Annotated in this window: 14 protein-coding genes; 7 read left to right on the forward strand and 7 right to left on the reverse strand. The window is 58.9% G+C overall.

Annotated features, from left to right (window positions below; genetic code table 11):
• Positions 1 to 57 precede the first annotated feature (57 nt).
• From apaG to NBV64_RS02085, 7 genes are all read left to right on the forward strand, one after another.
• Positions 58 to 432 (forward strand): Co2+/Mg2+ efflux facilitator ApaG/CorD, encoded by a 375-nt coding sequence (apaG, locus tag NBV64_RS02055; RefSeq protein WP_021447080.1) that lies wholly within the window; start codon positions 58 to 60, stop codon positions 430 to 432.
• Positions 433 to 447: 15 nt separating this feature from the next.
• Positions 448 to 1,743 (forward strand): murein transglycosylase A, encoded by a 1,296-nt coding sequence (mltA, locus tag NBV64_RS02060; protein ID WP_250756595.1) that lies wholly within the window; start codon positions 448 to 450, stop codon positions 1,741 to 1,743.
• Positions 1,740 to 2,933 (forward strand): FAD-dependent monooxygenase, encoded by a 1,194-nt coding sequence (locus tag NBV64_RS02065; protein ID WP_250756596.1) that lies wholly within the window; start codon positions 1,740 to 1,742, stop codon positions 2,931 to 2,933. The genes mltA and NBV64_RS02065 overlap by 4 nt, the downstream gene beginning before the upstream one ends.
• Positions 2,934 to 2,972: 39 nt before the next feature.
• Positions 2,973 to 3,704, forward strand: coding sequence for a DsbC family protein (locus tag NBV64_RS02070; protein ID WP_009458548.1), 732 nt, complete (start codon positions 2,973 to 2,975; stop codon positions 3,702 to 3,704).
• 311 nt (positions 3,705 to 4,015) lie between these two features.
• Positions 4,016 to 5,632, forward strand: a complete 1,617-nt coding sequence (locus NBV64_RS02075) for an EAL domain-containing response regulator (RefSeq protein ID WP_250756597.1) — start codon at positions 4,016 to 4,018, stop codon at positions 5,630 to 5,632.
• A gap of 179 nt (positions 5,633 to 5,811) precedes the next feature.
• Positions 5,812 to 7,344, forward strand: a complete 1,533-nt coding sequence (locus tag NBV64_RS02080; protein WP_164837976.1) for a methyl-accepting chemotaxis protein — start codon at positions 5,812 to 5,814, stop codon at positions 7,342 to 7,344.
• A 109-nt stretch (positions 7,345 to 7,453) separates the two neighbouring features.
• Positions 7,454 to 9,031 carry an alpha/beta hydrolase-fold protein gene (locus NBV64_RS02085; protein WP_009458553.1) on the forward strand — a complete coding sequence of 526 codons (1,578 nt, stop codon included), beginning with the start codon at positions 7,454 to 7,456 and terminating at the stop codon, positions 9,029 to 9,031.
• 658 nt (positions 9,032 to 9,689) lie between these two features.
• On the opposite strand, the gene NBV64_RS02090 is transcribed toward NBV64_RS02085, so the two are convergent.
• The 7 genes from NBV64_RS02090 to NBV64_RS02120 form a co-directional block, all read right to left on the reverse strand.
• On the reverse strand, positions 9,690 to 10,472 hold the full coding sequence (locus NBV64_RS02090; protein WP_250756598.1) for a 2,3-dihydro-2,3-dihydroxybenzoate dehydrogenase: 783 nt from the start codon (positions 10,470 to 10,472) through the stop codon (positions 9,690 to 9,692).
• Between the two features lie 13 nt (positions 10,473 to 10,485).
• Positions 10,486 to 11,124, reverse strand: a complete 639-nt coding sequence (locus NBV64_RS02095) for an isochorismatase family protein (protein WP_009458555.1) — start codon at positions 11,122 to 11,124, stop codon at positions 10,486 to 10,488.
• Positions 11,125 to 11,138: 14 nt separating this feature from the next.
• Positions 11,139 to 12,344 (reverse strand): isochorismate synthase, encoded by a 1,206-nt coding sequence (locus NBV64_RS02100; protein ID WP_250756599.1) that lies wholly within the window; start codon positions 12,342 to 12,344, stop codon positions 11,139 to 11,141.
• 68 nt (positions 12,345 to 12,412) lie between these two features.
• Positions 12,413 to 13,810: a YncE family protein gene (locus NBV64_RS02105; protein ID WP_250756600.1), complete on the reverse strand. Its 1,398-nt coding sequence runs from the start codon at positions 13,808 to 13,810 to the stop codon at positions 12,413 to 12,415.
• 97 nt (positions 13,811 to 13,907) lie between these two features.
• A complete protein-coding gene (entS, locus tag NBV64_RS02110; RefSeq protein WP_009458558.1) occupies positions 13,908 to 15,158 on the reverse strand; it encodes an enterobactin transporter EntS in 1,251 nt (416 codons plus the stop codon).
• Positions 15,159 to 15,161: 3 nt separating this feature from the next.
• Positions 15,162 to 19,085 (reverse strand): non-ribosomal peptide synthetase, encoded by a 3,924-nt coding sequence (locus NBV64_RS02115; RefSeq protein ID WP_250756601.1) that lies wholly within the window; start codon positions 19,083 to 19,085, stop codon positions 15,162 to 15,164.
• Positions 19,086 to 19,106: 21 nt separating this feature from the next.
• Positions 19,107 to 19,352: a phosphopantetheine-binding protein gene (locus tag NBV64_RS02120; protein WP_003804459.1), complete on the reverse strand. Its 246-nt coding sequence runs from the start codon at positions 19,350 to 19,352 to the stop codon at positions 19,107 to 19,109.
• Between the last annotated feature and the right edge of the window lies 1 nt (position 19,353).

Consider the following 19,353-nt stretch of genomic DNA (forward strand, 5'->3'; position numbering starts at 1 on the left):
TCAAGCGGGGGGCTGTGCAGCGCCCCGTATTTGTACAGCCGTAACCTGGAATCCATCATGAAGCCTGACGATATTGAGGTGCAGATCACGCCCCAGTACCTGCCTGAGCAATCCGAGCCCGATAGCAATCAATATGTTTTTGCCTATACCGTACGGATTACCAACAATGGACAGCAGACGGCCCAGATTATCAGTCGTCACTGGATCATTACGGACGACAATCAGCAGGTTCAGGAAGTGCGTGGCCTGGGCGTTGTAGGGCAACAGCCGGTGCTGGCTCCAGGTGAGACCTTTGAGTACACCAGTGGTTGCCCCCTGAACACGCCGTTTGGCACCATGCGCGGCAGCTATCAATGTGTTGGTGAGAATGGTGTGCCCTTTGAGGTCGCCATTCAGGAGTTCATCCTTTCCTCTCCCCGTACCTTGCACTAAGGGCCAAACCCAGCCATGAAGATAATTTATTGCGTGCCAGCCGTACTGCTGGCATTAAGTGCCTGTTCCACCATTCCTGGGGATCAGGGTTCTTCGCCAACGGCTCCGGGTACAGCAGAAGGCGGTCCTGATATCGCTCTGCAACCGTTGCGCGTGCCGTCCTTGTCGGCACTGCCGGAAACCCCGGCGCGTGCGTTGGCAGGGCGTTATCAAGCCGTGAACTGGTCCGCCTTGCCGGGCTGGCAGGCTGATTCGCTGGACCATGTCTGGAAAGGTTTCATCAATAACTGCAAGGGCCTGATGCGTCCTGTCAGCGGTTCGCTGGCCATGCCCGCACGTGCCAATCCCCGTGCCTGGCAGCCTGTTTGTCAGGCTGCGGCTTCTGCCGGTCTGAACGCTGACACCAAAGATACGGCTGCTGTACGTGATTTTCTGCAGCAACAGTTGCAGCCCTGGCGTTTGCTGACCGGCGACGGCAAGGTGGCTCAAAATACGGTCACGGGCTATTACGAGCCTTTGCTCAAGGCCTCGCGCACCCGTAGTTCCAGCTATCAATGGCCGCTTTTCGCTGCGCCGGATGATTTGTTGACGATTGATCTGGGTAGCTTGTATCCCGAGCTGGCTGGCAAGCGTATTCGCGGCAAGCAAGTGGGCAAACGCATTGTGCCTTACGACACACGCGAGCAGATTGTATCCAGGCAGGAGCGCCAGCCACCCGTGATCGTGTATGCGGAAGATCCGGTAGAAGGCTTTTTTCTGCAGATCCAGGGCTCGGGTCGTGCGGTCCTGCCCGATGGCAGCGCCGTGCGTCTGGCCTATGCCGACCATAACGGTCGCCCTTATGCCTCGGTAGGCCAATGGCTGGCCAAGCAGGGCGAGATGCCTTTGGCGCAGACTTCCATGCAAAACATCAAGGCCTGGGCCAAGCGCAATCCGCATCGCGTTCAGGAAATGATGAATGTAAATACCGCTATGGTGTTCTTCCGCGAAGAGGCCATTGTGGATCCGGAGCTGGGCCCTAAAGGTGCCTATGGCATTCCCTTGATTGGTCTGCGTTCCGTGGCTATTGACCCCACGTACGTGCCTTTGGGTACGCCTGTGTACTTGGCTACCTCGCAGCCTGCTTCTAACCAACCTTTGCAGCGACTGGTTTTTGCTCAGGACACGGGCGCGGCGATTAAAGGTGCCGCACGTACCGACTTGTACTGGGGCACGGGCGATCAGGCTGGTGCGCAGGCAGGGCGCATGAAGCAGCAAGGTCAAATGTGGCTGTTGTGGCCACGTCAGGCAGGAGCACCGAGCGCACGATGAGCAAAGAACGAATTGTGGTGTGTGGAGGGGCCTTGGCCGGTATGGCCAGCGCCCTGGGTTTACGCAAGGCCGGGTTTGATGTCAGCATCCTGTCCCCCGCTTACAAGCCTATGGAACTGGCGGCGGGGCAGTATCACCCCCGTGTCTACGCCGTCTCGGTCGCCAGCCAGCGTTTTCTGACGCAGTTGGGTGCCTGGAACTTGATGTCGGCCCAGCGCATTTCGCCAGTGCAGGCCATGGAAGTACATGGTGATGGCGGCGGTTGCCTGAATCTGCATGCTTGGCAGGACGCGCAGGATTATCTGGCCTGGATCGTTGAGTCCGGACAGATGGAGCAGGCGCTGTATCAGGCCTTGCAAGTGTTCGGTGTGCCCTGGATTGAAGACCGTTTCGAGCGTCTGGAAGGCAATACCATCATCACCGCCGGACAGAAGCGCATCAGCGCCGATTTGTTTGTGGGGGCAGATGGTGCCCGTTCCGGCCTGCGGTCTGCCGCTGGCATTGAGCATCATGGTCGTGAGTATGGGGACGCCGGTTTGGTGGCCCACTTCAACGTAGAGCGCCCGCACCAGCAAGTTGCCTTGCAGTGGTTTACTGGCGATTCGATTCTGGCCCTGTTGCCTATGCCGGATGTGGATGGTAGACCGCAAGTCTCCATGGTCTGGTCCGTGCCGCAAGCGCAGGCCGACAAGGTGCTGGCCATGCCCTCAGAGGAGCAGGCGCAGTATCTGCAAAACAGCTTGTTCTCTTTATCCAATGGCCGTTTGGGGCAATTAAGCTTACGTAGCCCGGTACGCGGTTTCCCTTTGACCTTTGAGCGTAGCGGCCTGGTGTCGCCCGGTGTGGCCTTGGTGGGTGATGCGGCGCATCGCGTCCATCCTTTGGCTGGCCAGGGTTTGAATCTGGGTCTGGGCGATATCGAAGCCCTGATCAAGGTCTTGTCCGAGCGCGGCCCGCATTATTCGGTCGGTGATATGCGTGTACTCAATCGCTACAAGCGCGCTCGCGCTGAACCGATTGCGGCCATGCGGGCAGCCACCGATGGCTTGTATCGTCTGTTTGCGGCACCGGGGGCACCGGCTTCCATGCTGCGCAATGCCGGTATGCAAGTGGTGGACCGCCTGCCCTGGGTGAAACGCCGCCTGATTGCGCATGCTGCCGGCGTCAGCCCCGGCGCGCTCTTGTTCTAAGGCCGCTAGGGTCTTGTCGATTAGCAAAGGAAGTACGTCATGATGTTGCACCTTCGTTCTGTATTGGCACTGGCGCTTTTGTCGCTGTGCAGCCTGGCTCAGGCCGCCAGCCCCGCCAAAGTAGACACACGTTTCGAGACTACCCGCCAGGCCTTTGAAGCCGCTTTCCCCGGCGTGACGGTCGATGGTATTCGCGCCACACCATTTCCCAATTTGCTGGAAGTGGAAGTGGGCGGCACCTTGCTCTACACCGACCCGCAGGCCAGCTTTGTGATGCAGGGTTCTTTGCTGGATAGCAAAACTCGTGTTGATCTGACCGAGCAGCGCATGCAGGAACTCAATCGTGTGTCGCTGAATGACTTGCCGCTGGATAAGGCTATCAAGCTGGTAAAAGGCGACGGTAGCCGTCAAATGGTGGTTTTTGAAGATCCCAATTGCGGCTATTGCAAACGTCTGCATACAACTTTGCAGGAGATCGACAATGTTACGGTTTATAGCCTGATGTTTCCCATCCTGGGACCGGATAGCCGCCGCAAAGCCGAGGACATCTGGTGTGCCCAAAACCCCGCTAAAACCTTGAGTGATTGGATGGGGGGCGGAGTGCGACCCGAGAAAGCCTCGTGTGAGCATCCATTGGATCAGTTATTGGCAGTGGGACAAAAACTGCGCGTTCAAGGTACCCCGGCCATTTACTTTGCCGATGGTAGCCGCGCTGATGGCTGGCTGCCTGCTGCCCAGTTGCAGTCTCGCCTGGACGCTGCCGCCCAGTAAGTATTCTGCCTGGTCTTGAGCTAGAACAACCCGCTTTCGAGCGGGTTTTTTATGCCCCATCGTTATGGAAACTATAATTATTTGTGGGGCATGATTTTAAAAGAACAGCGATTAGAAAATAATCCCGAGATGGTTCAGGCGGTAAGGCGGACGTTATTTTGAAGACAAAAAATTTCAAACGCCACATTTGACCATTCTTTACTTTGTGCTCCGTATTCTAGAAGTGATAATTCTAACTATTGATAAAAATAGTATTGTCGGCCCTCGCCGGGACCGTCGTGGGACTGACAATAATTAAATAGTAGGCGCTTATGGAACATGCACACTGCGTGTTGATTGTTTTGGAAGAAGGCGAAGGCTTGCACTACTGGCTGGAGCAACTGCGGGTTTTCGGTACCAAGACAAGCGTTGTCAGATCCCTGGAGAAGGTAGCCGAGGCGCGTCTGAGCCAGGCCGATCTGTTGCTGTTTCCTGTTGAGACGGGCTACGTGCCTTTGATGGTGGCCAAATTGCGCAATGACTTTGGCTCGCTGGGTATTGTGGCCGTTCAGTCCGGCCTGTCTGCCAGTGCTCGTGTGCAGTTGCTGCTGACGGGTGCTGATGCGTGTCTGGCTATGGATGTGCAAGTTCCCGAGCTGATGGCCTGGTGCCATGCCGTGCGCCGCCGTAATGTGTATGCCGCCGTGGGTGCCGCCCAGGCGATGGAAGAGGTTCAGGATCAGAGTGGCCAGCAGGAATGGATCTTGCGCGATAAAGGCTGGACTCTGGTGGCTCCCAATGGGGTGGGACTGGAACTGACGCATAGCGAACGTCAATTAATGGACGCATTCATCCGCCATGCGGATGCCCGTTTCAGCCGTGAAGACCTGATGCGCGACAAAGGCCTGGCTGCCAGTGACAGCCGTGCAGTGGATTCCCTGATCAGCCGTTTGCGCCGCAAGGCCACTCAGGCAGGGGTGGCCTTGCCGATCAAGTCGGTGCACGGCTGGGGCTACACCTTTACGGGCAAGTTGATCGCCCAGCAAGAGCCGCAAGATACTGAAATCATGGAGTTTTACGCCCAGCGCGACGAGCAGGAAGCGTCCCAGCCCACGCCGCTGGAACTCTTGCGTGCGCTGGAAACTCTGGATGTGCTTGATCCGCAGGCCAGCGAAGCGCTGTCTTTCTCTTATCAGTTGCGGGTGGCGACCAGTACGGGCCAATACAGTGGTGTGGACGCCCAGGTGTTCTGGACCTCGCCCACAGGCTTGCGTCTGTCATCGGATCTGGTGCTGCGCCATATGCCTGACGCCATTCACCGTCAGGCTTTGTGCGAATGGATGCTGCGTACTCTGATGGCTGACGTGCGTCGCTGGTGGCAGGAGTATTCGCTGCGTGCCAGCCATATTGGTCTGAAGTTGCCCATCGATATGCTGCTGCCCCTCTATAAGCGCATGCCCAGCATGTTGAGTCAGTTCGAGCTGCAACCTTGCTGTGTAGAGCTGGACTTGTTCAGCGACGAGGAATTGGAAGAAACACCAGAACTGATCCAGGCTTTGCAGTTTCTGAAAGAACAGGACATTCAGGTCTGGCTGACCAGCCCCGATATTGAGAACAGCAAGCTCAACCGTTTGCGTGGCTGGCCAATCAGCGGCGTCAAACTGGAAGCCGAGGTTATTCAGCGCGCCTGCCGTGAACCGACGTTCAAGGCATTGCTGGAAACCGCGTGCCATTTACTGAGCGAGCAGGGCTTTGAGCTGGTTATCAAAGGCGTCGATAACCTGGAACAGCGCGATCTTGCCTTGAATCTGGAGCTGGGTCATTACCAGGGGCGTCTGACCTCGGAATTGATGTCTGAAGATGGCTTCTTGCTGACTCTGGCCAGCAGCGAACCTTCTTTTGGCCAAGGCCATGAAGCTTCCCGACGCTTGAGCGGTAGTGTTTTATAAGCCGCCTTAGCATCCAATTATCTCGATATGTAACTTTAGTTAAGTATTTCAAGCCCGAGGCCGTTACCCAGCTTGTTCGATGGGGCCTCCATGCAGGCCGACCGTGGTGACACGGTCGGTTTTTGCGTACCTGGGACCTGTCTTTTCAGCGTTGCTCGGGGAATATGATGCGTTTGGGCTTGAAACAGAAGTTGTGGTTGCCATTGATCTTGTGCTTGATGGCGTTGGTGGCGGTTTTTGCGTTTGTGAACTATCAGCTCTATCAGGCACAGATGGAAGAGCGAAAAAGTAGTTTGCAGCACATCGTCAATATTGCAGTAAACATTACGCAGGACTATCAGCAACTGGTCAGCAAAGGCGTTCTCAGCAAGGAAGAGGCGCAAAAGCAGGCGCTGCAACGCATCGCTAGTATTCGTTTTGGGCAGGAAGGTTATGTGTCGGTGTTATCGACCGATGTGGTGTCCATCATGAATCCCAGCCGACCGGAGCTGGACGGCCAGAACGTCAGTGCCGTGGTCGACAGCAACGGCGTGCACCCTTTTGCCGAGATGAGCCGCATCGGCCGCAATGGTGGCGAAGGTTTTCTGGAGTATCACTGGCCCAAGCTTAGCGACAAGAGCAATGCCCCCAAACTGGCCTTTGGCAAAGGGGTGACGCAGTGGGATTGGGTGCTGATCTCGGGCGTTTATATCGACAATATTCAGGCGCGCTTCCTGAGCAATCTGCTCAGCTCGTCACTCGTGTTCGTTCTGATCGTGCTGCTGGTATCAGCGGTTACTGTGTTTCTGGCGCGCCAGATCTTTGCCGAGCTGGGGGCTGAACCTAAGGTGCTGCATGATGCTGCTCAAGCGATTGCTGATGGGGATTTGCGGGTTGCTCATTCCCTACGTTCGATTCCGGACAATAGCGTGATGGCCTCCATCGAGCAGATGCGCCTGAAGCTGAACGAGGTCATGCGCACGCTGCAACACAGCAGTGGAGTGATTGCGGACGATACCTCGCAACTGTCTGTGGGCAATCTGGAGCTGTCCAGTCGCACGACTCAGCAGGCGGCGGCCTTGCAGGAAACAGCATCGGCCATGGAAGAGATGACGGGCACCGTTCGCATGAGCGAAGAAAACGCCATGCGTGCCGAGGAAGTCTCCAGCCAGGTGCAGAAAACTGCCCAGCATGGTGGTCAGATGGTCAGTGAACTGGTGGACCGCATGGGCGCGATTCGCGATACCAGTGGCAAGGTGGCGGACATTACCACGGTGATTAACTCGATTGCCTTTCAGACCAATATTCTGGCCTTGAACGCGGCTGTGGAAGCGGCGCGAGCCGGTGAGCAAGGTCGAGGCTTTGCGGTGGTGGCCGGTGAGGTACGTGCTCTGGCGCAGCGCACGACGGCGTCAGCCCAGGAGATTGCTCAATTGGTGGAAGCGTCCTCCAATAGCACCCGCGAAGGCGTGCAGTTGATGGGGCAGGTCGGTGAGGTCATTGAGGAGATGGTCACCGGCAGCTCGCAAGTGATGACGATTGTTCACGAGATTGCGGCTTCTACTCGCGAGCAAACCATTGGTATCGAGCAAATCAACGTGGCGGTGGGGCAGTTGGATTCGGCCACTCAGCAAAACGCGGAGATGGTGAACCAGGTGGCGCACACCTCCAGCGAGTTGCAGGAGCAGGTGCAAGAGCTGGATCGTTTGATTCAGGCTTTCCGTCTAGAGTGATGAATGGCGCCGCCTCGAGCCAGCCGAGGGGTGCGCTGATTATTTTTGATCGTATACTGCTTCTTGGTACTGGGCTTGTCCTGCGGCAAACCGGCATTTAGGAGGATGTATGTTGCGCGCACCTGTTGTTGCTGTATTGATGGTGGGAATGGTTGGGTCGGCTTGGGCGGCTACGCTGCCTTCGGCTCAAGGTGAGGTTCAGGCGCACGAACATCATGAACGAATACTGAGCTTGCAGCAAAATGAGCTGGTGCAAGGCAGTTGGCAGCACAGTGGTGATGTGGCGCTGGAATTGTTCGGCCCGGATGGCAAGGCGATTCGTCATTGGGCAGATGCCCCGGAACGGGGTGGCCCTTTTGGCTTTATTGCCAGCACGGCGGGCGAATATCGTTTGCGTGTGCAGGGGCAGGGCGAGTATCAGTGGCAGGTTGAATCGGTTACGGCTCCCCAAGCGCCGGCTCAGGCCGAGCCTTTGCAAGGCGATGTGATCCGTCAGTGGAGCATGCGCTTGCGCGCGGGCGAGCCGTCTCGCGGTTTCTGGGACTATGTGCAGCGTGTAGGTTCGCCTTTGGTGGAGCGCTACAGCACTACGCATGATCGCGTCACGTTTGTCTGGCGCGGTGCCCAGAACGAGGTGCGTCTGCATGGCGGGCCTTTCTCGTATAGCGATCGCATGCATCGTTTGGGTGAGTCGGATATCTGGTACATCACCTACGATTTGCCGCGTGATGCCCGCTTTGCCTATCGCATGGCGCCGGATGTGCCTTATGTGGGCCAGAACCTGGCGCGCGAAGTGCTGCGGGCGGCGTTGCAGCGCGATCCTCATAATGCCAAGGCTTTGCCGGAAAACAGCAAGGATCTGTTTGATGGTGAGTCGGTCTTGCGTTTGACGCAGGCACCTGCCGAAGTGGTGAGCCTGGAGCCGCAGCAGTTGGGGCAGGGGCAATGGCGTACGGAGCGCTTGCCCAGCGAGGCTTTGGGTGTGGAACGGCAGGTGCAGATTTATCAGCCTGCGGGCACTCGGGCTCAGGAAATTGATCACACCTTGATTTTGTTCGATGGTCGGGACTATCGGGATTTGGCGCGTGCGCCGGCCATGCTGGATACCTTGATTGCGCAGGGGCGCGTGGAGCCTATGTGGCTGGTCCTGGTGGACAATCCGGGCATGGCGGAACGGGCGCGGGAGTTGCCGCCCAATGAGGCTTATATCAAGTTTCTGGATAAGGAATTGATGCCTTGGCTCAAGGCCCAGGGGGTGCAGTCGACAGCGGACAAGACGGCGATTGGCGGCTCCAGCTATGGTGGTTTGGCAGCCATGAATGCCGCTTGGCGTTTGCCGCAACTGTTTGGCAATGTTCTGAGCATGTCGGGGTCGTTCTGGTGGGCTCCGCCGGGTGATACTCGTGGGCAGTGGCTGACGCGGCAGATGGCGGACTCAGAAGCTGTGCCAGTGAAGATTTATATGAGTGCCGGGGTGTTTGAGTCTTCAGGCTCCAGCCGGGATGTCAGCCTGGTGCAGGCTAATCGTCATCTGGATGATGTGCTGCGGGCGCGGGGGTATGACGTGCGTTACGTGGAGAGTGCGACGGCACATGATTTTGTGGCGTGGCGGGATGCTTTGGCCTTGGGTTTGGAGCATTTGTTCGGGATTGAGCAGGTTGAGGCTCCGGTCGAGGGTAAAAAGTAGGCTCAGGAGGCTGGACCGGGGGGCTGTTCGGGTCGGGGCAGGCTCCGGCGGGGCTGAGCGCTTGCTGGTGCTGCGCACCAGTTCCCTTGGCATAAGATTGCTACGGGCGGGGCCTGAACTCGCCAGGTACTTGGTCCCCCGGACCAAGTACAAGCGCCTGGCTCAAACAGCAGGCCCCTTGCATCCCTACGCAATCTCAGGCCCGCGGCAAGCACTCTGATCCGCCCCGCCTGAGCCTGCCCCGACCCGAACAGCATGGTGGCAGTGCTCTTGAGTGGGCCTGCTTTCAACGGTTGTTGGCGGGGGCGGTTGGCACGCTGGAGCTGCTCGATCTAGTTCACAGACTCGACGGAATTAAGAGGTAGCTGATAGGAGGCTACCTGCACTGAGCAGGTCTAATCTGATGCTGACCTGACCTGACCTGACCTGACCTGACCTGACCTGACCTGATTCGATCCGATTTGACCTGACTGAGTCTGTCTTCATTGAGCCGCATTTACGATGTTTCGGTTCGTTCGTATTCTTCCTTGACTTGGCAATAGGTGGTCAGTCCTTATCGGCACTGTCACTAGTAGGGATGTTCGTATGCTTTTGTCCGGCCTCGTTCCGATGGGCAATAAAAAGGGCGGAGATTCCGCCCTTTTTTGCGTCTGGCTGTTTAGCCTTGGTCCAGTGTGGCACCGCCGTCCACGCGCAAGTCGGACAGGGTGATGTGGCTGGCGCGGTCCGAGAGCAGGAACAGGACGGCTTCGGCGATTTCTTCGGGGGTGGCGATTTTTTGCAGGGGGATGCCCAGACGGTAGTTTTCGCCGGAACCCGCGATGACGGTTTCGCGCGAGCTGCCTTGTGCCCACATGGCTTGTTGCATGGGGGTGTCGGTGGAGCCGGGGGAGATGATGTTCACCCGGATGCCGTGTGGGGCCAGTTCCAGGCCCAGGCAGCGGCTCAGTTGGGTGACGGCGGCTTTGGAGGCGGCGTAGGCTCCCATGGCGATGCGTGGTGTGGCGGCGGAGTTGGAGCTGACGTTGACGATCGCGCCTTGCTTGCGCTCGATCATGCCTTTGGCCACGTTGCGGCAGACGTTGAAGACGCCGGTGGTGTTGATGGCAAAGGTGCGATCCCATTGTTCGTTGCTCAGCTCGGTGATGCGGCCCATTTGCAGGACGCCCGCGACACAGGCTAAACGATGAATGGGCCCCAGTTTTTCCTGCCCTTGGGCCAGCGCTGCATCGACGGCATCGGCTTGGCTGATGTCGACCAGGTGGCAGGAAACCCGATCACTGTATTCGGATTGACTCAGTTGGGTCAGTCCTTCTACGTCCAGGTCCAGGGCGATGACGCTGGCGCCTCGTTCCAGCAGTAGTTGGGTGACGGCAGCGCCAATGCCACGGGCCGCGCCCGTGACGGCTATGCATTCACCTGCAAATTCTTGTGGGCTCATGTGTGCTTCCTGTTTAGCTTTGCAGGCTGTCCTGGATTTCGGCGCAGGTCAGGCTGACGCCGCAGCGTTGCGAGACGTGGCGGATCGCCATGTGGTGTTCTTCCAGCGAGAAGTCGGCAACGCCGTCGATAGCCAGGAAGGGCTGCACGTCTTGCATGAAGGCTTCCAGGGCGGTGGTCATGCAGCCGATGTGGGCGTAAACGCCGGTGATGATCAGCTGATCGCGGCCCAGATTGCGCAGTTGCTCACGCAGGTCGGAGCGCTGGAAGGCGCTGTAGCGCCACTTGGTCAGCATGATGTCGTTTTCGGCCGGTGTCAGCTCGGGAACCACGGCTTGTTGCTCATGAAATTCGCTGGCGGTCAGGCCGGGGCCCCAGAAGTCGTTCAGCAAGGCGCGGTCTTTCTCGGGTTGCTCGGTAGGCTGGGCGGTGTAGAACACGGGTATTCCCAGCTTGTGGCAAACCTCGCGCAGGGCGGCAATGCGTTCGATCAACATGGGGATAGGAGCCTGGCTCATATCGTATTTCTGCAGAAAGTAGGTCTGCATATCGTGAATGAGCAGGGCGGCACGATTGGGCTGTGGGCGCCAATTGACGCGGTTGGCTACGGGGGTTTGAGGCAGTTCGTAGCTGGGCAAGGCGTGAATGGTCATGAATCGTGTCTCCTTTAGAGGGTTATGTTCTGGGCCAGACCCAATGAGTTAATCAGGGTCATGAGTTTATTGCCGGTTTCCTGGCGTTCCAGGGCAGGGACGGAGCCGTCCACAATGCCGGCGCCAGCCGATAAGGTCAGCTCTTGCTGGGTGTAATGGCCGCAACGAATGGCGACTGCCCATTCGCCGTTGCCTTCGTGGTCGTTCCAGCCTATGGCGCCTGCAAAGTAGCCGCGATCAAAGACTTCAGTGGCTTCGATGGCCTGCATGGCGGGCTGGGTGGGCAGGCCGCAAACGGCCGGCGTGGGGTGCATGGCCAGTGCCAGCTCCAAAGAGGTGACGGACGGGTCACGCAAACGGCCGCTGATACGGGTGGACAGGTGCCACAGGTTGGCGGTGCTGGTCAGGCTGGGGCCATCAGGCATGTCCAGGGAGTCGCAGAACTGGGACAGGATGCGCACCACGTCCTGGATCACGTAGGCGTGCTCGCGCAGGTCTTTGCTGGAATCCATCAAGCTGTCGGCGCTGGCCTGGTCGCGCTGTGGGTCGGCAAAGCGAGGGGCGGTGCCTGCCAGCGGGTTGACGGTAACCAGATCGCCCTGGCGACGCACCAGCAACTCGGGGCTGGCCCCAAAAAACAGATCCGGGTCTTGAGCCTTGCCGCCCGGCAAGGGCAGGGCGTAGGTGTAGCCGGCAGGATTGCTGTGGAGCATATTGCTCAACACAGTCCGACGGTCCAGGGCTTCGTTCAAAGTGATGGTGACAGTGCGGGCCATCACGGTTTTGGAAATGTTCTGTTCGCGCATCGTGGCCAGGATGCGGCTGACGCTGTCTTCGTAGCCTTCGCCATCAGGCAGCAGGCTTTGGCTGGCAATGCTGTTGCTGGATTTGGCCAACGGCGGGCGTTGTACCGGGCGCAGCAGGACGGGATCGCGCTGATATTTTTTGGGAACGCGCAGGTAAGCCTGGCGAGTCGTGTTAAAGGGGATCACTCCCATCAACAGGGGGGCATCCAGACCTTGCCGAGCGGCTTGCGCCAGCAAGGTTTGGGCATCAGAGAGCAGTTGCCCTTGGGCATTGTTGGTATGCCGCTCCAGTGCCGTGCCGTGTGCCATCAAACTGACGGTGGGAGAGGCAAATACGCTGCTGTCGGCCTGGTAATGACCTAACCATTCTTCAATGGTGGCATGGCGGACTTGGTCGGCTATACGGCTATTCATAGGAGTCCTTTTTGGGGCAAGGGTTTTGCCTTGGCGCCCCTTTTCATGGAAGGGGCGCATCGGGCGGTTTACTTCAGGTGCAGGCGTGTGATGCGGTCAGCCGTCTGGTCATCCTTACCTTTGGATTTGTTGACCAGATAGGCATTGCCTTCGCCATCCAGGGAGACGTGGTTGGGGAAGCTGCCACCGTCCAGGTTGGCAACGATTTCACCCTTACCATTCACGGCCGTCACGGTGCCCGCACCGCGGGAGGCCACGTAAGCCAGGGATGTCTTGGGATCGAACACCACGTTCAGGGCACCGGCACCGATCTTGATGTCGTGCTGAACGGCACCGTCTTTGGCATTGATGATCAGCAGGTTGTCGCTGCCCTGGGCGGTGATGTAGACCTGATCATTCTTGCTGTCTACCGACACGCCAGCCAGACCACGTGCGCCAGGTACGGGGAACACGGTTTGGGCATTGTCGTTTTTCAGGTCAACAATGATCAGCTCGTTGGTGCTGGCGCTGACGGTGTACAGACGGTCTTTTTCAGCATCCAGTACCAGGCTCATGGTGCCGGGTTTGTTGCGGGTTTTCGATTGCAGTTCGATCGGGTCCAGCTGAGTCAGCTTCTTGGTGTCGAATACAGCTATGGTGTTGGCGCCGGGCGAGGACACGTAGGCACGGTCTGTTTTCTCGTCTACAACCACGTCGCGTGGGTGGCTGACGACGCCGTCTTCAAACTGTTTGACCAGTTTCAGGTCTTTCTGGCTGTAGACAGCAATGGAGCTGCTGCGGGTGTTGGTGACCCAGACATTGCCTTGCTTGTCGTCCACGTCCACACCGTAAACGGCTTGAACCTGACCATCGTCACGGCCTTTTTGGGCGGCAGGTGTCACGCTGGCTTCAACCGCCAGGGTCTTGGGGTTCACTTTCACCAATTGCGACTGCTTGACGGGTGGGCGGCCCACGGCGGAAGTCACGAACAGCACTTTGTTCTTGGGGCTGTAGGCGCTTTGGTACAAGCCGGGAACCAGGTGCTGGGATTGCAGTTCGAATTTGTCCTGACCGCTCAGCTCAACTTTTGGGGACACCTTCAGATTGAAGATGTCGGCCGTCGAGGGCTTGCTGACTTGCATGACGACAGGGTGCACACCCACAGCGGCGTCAGCGGGGATGGCGATCTTGGTGCTCAGATTGCCTTCTTTGTCGGCAACCAGGGCTTGAGGGGTCAGGGTGTGACCGTTTTGCAGCAGGGTCACTTCCTGGCCGGGGGTGAAACCACGGCCAGCCAGTTGGGCTTCGGAGCCTGCATAGACCACGCCAGCAGCATTCAGGGAACCGCGAAAGTCAGCATCAGGCTGGTCAAAAGCGGGGGCCGCAAAGGCATTGGCCAGGGACAGGGACAGGACGGCTGCGCTCAGGCCGGCCTTGCGCAGCAGTGCGGCAGGGGTACGGCGAATGCAATTGACATTGATTAGCATCTTTTAATCCTAAATAAAGGTTCGGTCGACAAGACGGTCCATGTAGGAGATCTTTCTACAGGCGTGCAGCAGGCGTGGGTAGAACAAAAGCGAGATGTCAGGCATTGGGCGGGCCATCCTGTTTGCTGGCCGAACGCAGGCCTTGGTTAAACACGCCGAAACCGCAAGCGACAGCGGCACAGGCCAAACCACCCACGGCCACGGCGACTGCCGGGCCTAGCAGACGGGACAGATAACCCATTTGCATATTGCCCAGGGCCTGGCCCAGGGAATATTGCGTCATCCACAAGCTGGAGACACGGCCCAACAGGTAATCGGGGGTGTGGTGCTGAACCAACGCCATACGCATGATTTTGGAGATGGTGTCGGCAGCACCCATGATGGCCAGGCAGATCAGCGCCCACCACAGCGTGGTTTGCAGGGACAGGGCCGCAACCGCCAGGCCCCAGATCAGCACGGCAATCACAATGGCAGCACCTGGACGGGACACTTGGCGGCACCAGCCGCTGGATAAGGCAGCTAGCGTGGCACCGACGGCCGGAGCGGCGTAGAGATAGCCGGTGGCGGTGGCACCCATTTTCAGAATGGTGTCGCCCCACTCGGGCATCAGGGCCAAGGGAGTGGCCAGAATCAGGGCAGCCAGATCAATCAGCAACAGGGCGCGCAGCAAGGGGTGGCTGGCCACAAAACCAAGGCCATCACGCAGGGATTGGAAGGCGTTTTTCTGGGGCTGCTTGCCCGCTTGCGGAGGCAAGGGCGGCAGAGCACGCAAGAGTAAAGGGGTGACGATGACACCGCACAGGACAATCACGTAACAGAAAATCAGACCAGGACCGGAGATCAGTACGCCTGCCAAGGCGGGGCCGATAATACCGCCCAACTGCATGGCCAGACCGGACAGGGCGGCCGCAGCGGCCAGCTTGTCTCGACCGACCAGTGTCGGGGTAGCGGACATCATGGCCGGGACGCTGATCCCGCCTGCCGCACCACCAATGGCAGCGGCCACATAGATCAACCAGACCTGCGGGTTGGGCAGCAGCGTATTGAGCAGGAACAGCACCACGCTGATGATGTAGACACTGCGCGACCAGACCATCAGGCTGCGCCTGTCCATGCGGTCCGACAAGACACCGCCGGCAATCAGTGCCAGTACCATGGGGGTGGCCATGGATACGTTCAGGAAAGCAACGGCCACACTGGATTTGGTCAGCTCATAAAGCTGCACGCTGGCAGCCACCATCAACATGCCGGTGACCAGCACCGTGGCGGCCCGAGCGAAGTAGGCAAAGCGGAATGCTCGACTTTCGATTAGTGGCGAGATATCCAGAAAGAAACGTCTTACAGACATGGCTTATACATCGAGTTCAGGTTGGGCTTGTGCCTGTTCGGCAAAAGCCATGGCCGAGTCCATCAGCGGGGCCATGATGGCCACGGCTTCAGTACCGGTCAAATGCGCGTGCAAGGAGGCAATGTCGTGCACATCCAACTGCCCTGTGTAGGGCTTCCACAAATCGGGATGCAATTGTGTGCCGGCGTGATCCAGCGCTGCGCGGAAATAAAGCATGGGGCCGTCATAGACGTGATGCTCGTACAGGCGCACCAGGCGGTTATTGTTTTCCACTACCTGAAATACGCTGTCCAGACGCGTGTCGGGCAACTCGGCCAGCGGGTGACCGCTGCGCTTGAGGAAGTCCACCACACCCTGACGGGTCAGGGAAACGTCGGGCAAGCTGTCTGGGTCGTGGCCCGCAATATGCAGCAGCGCCTTGTAGATGGCATTGGGCTCGGGGGCCGGTTCGTTACGCCACGCGTCGCTGGGATAGGCGTCCAGCAAGGACAACATGCCTACCAGTTGACCGCGACGACGCAGCTCCACGGCCATGGCCTGAGCAATAATGCCGCCCACGGACCAGCCTGCCAGATGGTAGGGGCCTTGTGCTTGAACTTGCTCGATACGATCCACATACACCTTGGCCATGGCATCCAGGCTGCCATCCAGACCTAGCGAGGCGTCAGACAGCACACTGGCTTGCAAGCCATAAACAGCGCGGCCGGCAGGCAGGTGACGTGCCAGTGCCGCATAGCACCAGGACAAACCACCGGCCGGGTGAACCACAAACAGCGCGGGCTGATCGTTCGGCCCCGGACGCAAGGTGATGACGGCACCAAAACCATCGGCTGCCGCGCTGCCAGACTGATCCAGATGTTTGGCCAGACGGGCAATAGTGGGGTATTCAAAAATAGTGCCAATTGATACGGCCTGACCGCGTGCTTCACGCAGTATCAAGGCCAGTTTGGCAGCCAGCAGCGAGTGTCCGCCCAAGGCGAAGAAGTCGTCGTCGGCGTAAAACGTTTCGCTGCTTTCCAGTACGGTGGCGAAAGCAGCGGCAATTTGGTGCTGAGTGGCACCGTCCAGCGGCAAGCCTGCCGAGCGGGCCTGCAAGGCAGGAACGGGCAGCGCCTTGCGGTCCAGCTTGCCGTTGGCTGTCACCGGCAGGGCATCCAGGCTGATCCAGGCGCTGGGCACCATGTAGGACGGCAAGTGCTCGCCTACATAAGCGGCCAGCGTGTTGTCCGTGCACTGGCTGCCTGCTTGCGGTACCCAGTAAGCCACAATCGCCATTTGACCGGGTATGTCTTCACGGGCAATCACGGCTACGTGGGCCACATCGGGATGACGCGCCAGCAAGGCTTCAATTTCACCCAGCTCGATACGTTGACCGCGCAGTTTGATCTGGTGATCGGAGCGGCCCAGGAAAATAACCGCGCCATCTTCACGCCAGCGGGCCACATCGCCGGTGGCGTACATGCGGTCGCCATGCAGGGCGTAAGGGTCGGGCACAAAGCGTTCTTCAGTCAGGTCCGGGCGGCCCCAGTAGCCTTGTGCCAACTGTCGGCCAGCCAGGTAAAGATGACCGGCCACGCCGGGCGGTACAGGTTGTAACTGCTCGTCCAGAATGTACAGGGCGGTGTTCCATACGGGGAAACCGATGGGCACAGGCTGGGATTGGTCATCCCGCGACGCAGGCCAGTAGGACACGTCCACGGCAGCTTCGGTTGGGCCGTACAGATTGTGCAGCTCGGCGTTCAGCAGAGAATGGAAGCGGTCGCGGGTAGCGGCCGACAGTTCTTCACCACTGCAAAACACCAGGCGCGGAGCCAGTCCACGAGCGGCAGGCTCATCCAGGAAGGCGCTGAGCATGGAGGGCACAAAGTGCAGCACTGTGATGCTTTGTTCGCGCATCAGGCGGGCAATATGAGCCGGATCGCGGTGCGCTTGTGGTGGGGCGACGACCAAGGTTGCACCTGACAGGAAGGGCAGGAAGAACTCCCACACCGACACGTCAAACGTGGCCGGGGTTTTCTGCAAAATTCGATCACCGGCACCAATGCTGTAGTGCGTTTGCATCCATACCAGACGATTGACGATGGCGTCGTGGTTGACCAGCACGCCTTTGGGGGTGCCGGTAGAGCCGGAGGTGTAGATCAGGTAGGAAGGATCGTGCGGACCGGCGGTGGCCCAGTCTGGCGCAGTGCAGGTTTGTTCAGGCTGCGGGACCAGCAAAGAGGCATTGAGCGTGCAACCGGGCTGGCCGACCAGCAGTCGCGGTTGAGCGGCCTGCAAGATGGTGTTCAGGCGATCGGCAGGCTGGTCCAGATCCAGCGGCAAGTAGGCAGCACCAGCACGGTGAATAGCCAGCAAGGACAGCACCAGCTCCAGCGAACGAGGCAGGGCCACGGCAACGATGTCGCCGGTCTGCACACCGGCCAGACGCAGTTGCGCGGCCAGATTGGCGGTTTGTTCGTTGATCTGGGCGTAGCTGAGCTTCTTGCCCTCAAATTCCAGGCCACTTTTTTCCGGGTGAGCCTGCAACTGGGCGTGGATCAGTGCCCACAGCGTTGTTTCAGGAACTGGGTGAGCGGTCTGGTTGACGGTCTCAATCCAGTGGTGGTGTTCGGCATCCGTCAAGGTCGGCACGGCAGACAGGGTTTCAGCCTGCAAAGCGCGCAGCAGGAACTGCTCCAGACGGACCAGATGGGTTTGAATCTGCTCGTCGGTGTACAGACGCGGGTTGGCTTCCACTTCCAGACGCAAGCCACTGGCATCGGGTTGGGCGCGGAAGGTGAAGTTCAAGTCTTCCACGGGGCCAGCGCACAGCACGGTCTGGCTGGCGGTCAGGCCCGCTTGTTCGTAGGGCGCATCGAACGGCAGCACGTTGATGATGGGGCCGTGCAGGCGGCGCATGCCACCGAGCAAACCCAGATCACGGCGCAGTTGTTCACTACGGTAGCGGCCATGACGACGTGCCTGACGCAGAGCCTTGGAAACCTGGATCAGGTACTGATTCAAGGGCTGGGATTCGTCGATCTGCAAACGCAGCGGTGCCACGTTCATGACGGTGGAGACGATACGGGCACTGATATGGCCCAGACGGCCCATCCAGGGCACGCCCACCGTGCATTCGTCCTGGCGGGTGTGACGGCGCACATAGGCGGCGGTCAGGCCCGTCAGAATGTCTGGCCAGCTGATGTCGCTGCTTTGTGCCAATGCTTGCAGGCTGGCTGTCAGTTCGGGCTTGACGGCGCTGCGTGCCAGCAGGAAATGATGATCGCTCAAAGCCTGGGATTCGCTCAGGCTTTGGGCGGGTTCTGCATCGCTTAATGTGTCCAGCCAGAACTGTCTGTCCTTGCTGCGGCGCTCGCTATTCCGATAGCTTTGATCGTCATCCTGCAAAAGGGTGAACGATTCCAGCGCATGCCCATGATCTTCACGGCCACTTAGCAGGGCCTTGTAGAGCTTGACCACTCGCGTCTCGATCAGTGCCATGCCATAGCCGTCAGCGGCCAGATGATGGATACGCTGATACCAAAGATGGTGCTTGGGCCCCAGTACAAACAGGATGTGCCGTGCCAGTGGCGCAACGGTTGGGTCCAGCGGTGTGCGCAGGTCCGCCATCAGCTGGGCTTGGGCTTGTTCGGCCCCGTCTGCGTGGGCAGACAGGTCCACAATTTCCAGTTGAATGGGCTCTTGCGGGCGCAGGTACTGGGCCGGGCCGTCTGGCGTGTCCACCATGCGCAAGGTCAAGGCATCGGCTTCGGTCAGCGTCAGATTGATGGCTTGCGCAAACAGCGCGGTGTCCAGCGCCGAATGGATATGCGTGCAGTGCCCGGTATTGAAAATCGGGTTGAGCGGGTCCAAACGCTGGGCGTACCACAGACCTTCTTGTGCTTCGGTCAGGGGGCGCAATGGCAGTTCGGAAGGGGAGCTAAACATAAGCGTGTTGCAGTAAGAAAATCAACGGCCGTTTTGTTGGGCGCGTTCGATCAGGGACCACCACTGGCCCAAGGTGACCACCGAGGCCATCTCGGAAAACTCGATAGGAGCGCCAGCTTCGCGCCAGCGGGTGGCCAGGGTCATGACGCGCATGGAGTCCAGACCCAGGTCGATCAGATTGTCATCATCCAGAATGTCCTGGGGGTCTTCATGCAGCATGGCGGCAATATCTGCGCGCATGCGTTCCAGGGTAAGTGCAGTACTCATG

Origin of the sequence: Alcaligenes sp. DN25, assembly GCF_023674485.1 — a bacterium.
GTDB lineage: Bacteria > Pseudomonadota > Gammaproteobacteria > Burkholderiales > Burkholderiaceae_B > Alcaligenes > Alcaligenes phenolicus.

Excerpts from the sequence above, each read along its gene's own strand:
- apaG (WP_021447080.1), top strand. The coding sequence starts at position 58 with ATGAAGCCTGACGATATTGAGGTGCAGATCACGCCCCAGTACCTGCCT.
- mltA (WP_250756595.1), top strand. The coding sequence starts at position 448 with ATGAAGATAATTTATTGCGTGCCAGCCGTACTGCTGGCATTAAGTGCC.
- NBV64_RS02065 (WP_250756596.1), top strand. The coding sequence starts at position 1,740 with ATGAGCAAAGAACGAATTGTGGTGTGTGGAGGGGCCTTGGCCGGTATG.
- NBV64_RS02070 (WP_009458548.1), top strand. The coding sequence starts at position 2,973 with ATGATGTTGCACCTTCGTTCTGTATTGGCACTGGCGCTTTTGTCGCTG.
- NBV64_RS02075 (WP_250756597.1), top strand. The coding sequence starts at position 4,016 with ATGGAACATGCACACTGCGTGTTGATTGTTTTGGAAGAAGGCGAAGGC.
- NBV64_RS02085 (WP_009458553.1), top strand. The coding sequence starts at position 7,454 with ATGTTGCGCGCACCTGTTGTTGCTGTATTGATGGTGGGAATGGTTGGG.
- NBV64_RS02090 (WP_250756598.1), bottom strand. The coding sequence starts at position 10,472 with ATGAGCCCACAAGAATTTGCAGGTGAATGCATAGCCGTCACGGGCGCG.
- NBV64_RS02095 (WP_009458555.1), bottom strand. The coding sequence starts at position 11,124 with ATGACCATTCACGCCTTGCCCAGCTACGAACTGCCTCAAACCCCCGTA.
- NBV64_RS02100 (WP_250756599.1), bottom strand. The coding sequence starts at position 12,344 with ATGAATAGCCGTATAGCCGACCAAGTCCGCCATGCCACCATTGAAGAA.
- NBV64_RS02105 (WP_250756600.1), bottom strand. The coding sequence starts at position 13,810 with ATGCTAATCAATGTCAATTGCATTCGCCGTACCCCTGCCGCACTGCTG.
- entS (WP_009458558.1), bottom strand. The coding sequence starts at position 15,158 with ATGTCTGTAAGACGTTTCTTTCTGGATATCTCGCCACTAATCGAAAGT.
- NBV64_RS02115 (WP_250756601.1), bottom strand. The coding sequence starts at position 19,085 with ATGTTTAGCTCCCCTTCCGAACTGCCATTGCGCCCCCTGACCGAAGCA.
- NBV64_RS02120 (WP_003804459.1), bottom strand. The coding sequence starts at position 19,352 with ATGAGTACTGCACTTACCCTGGAACGCATGCGCGCAGATATTGCCGCC.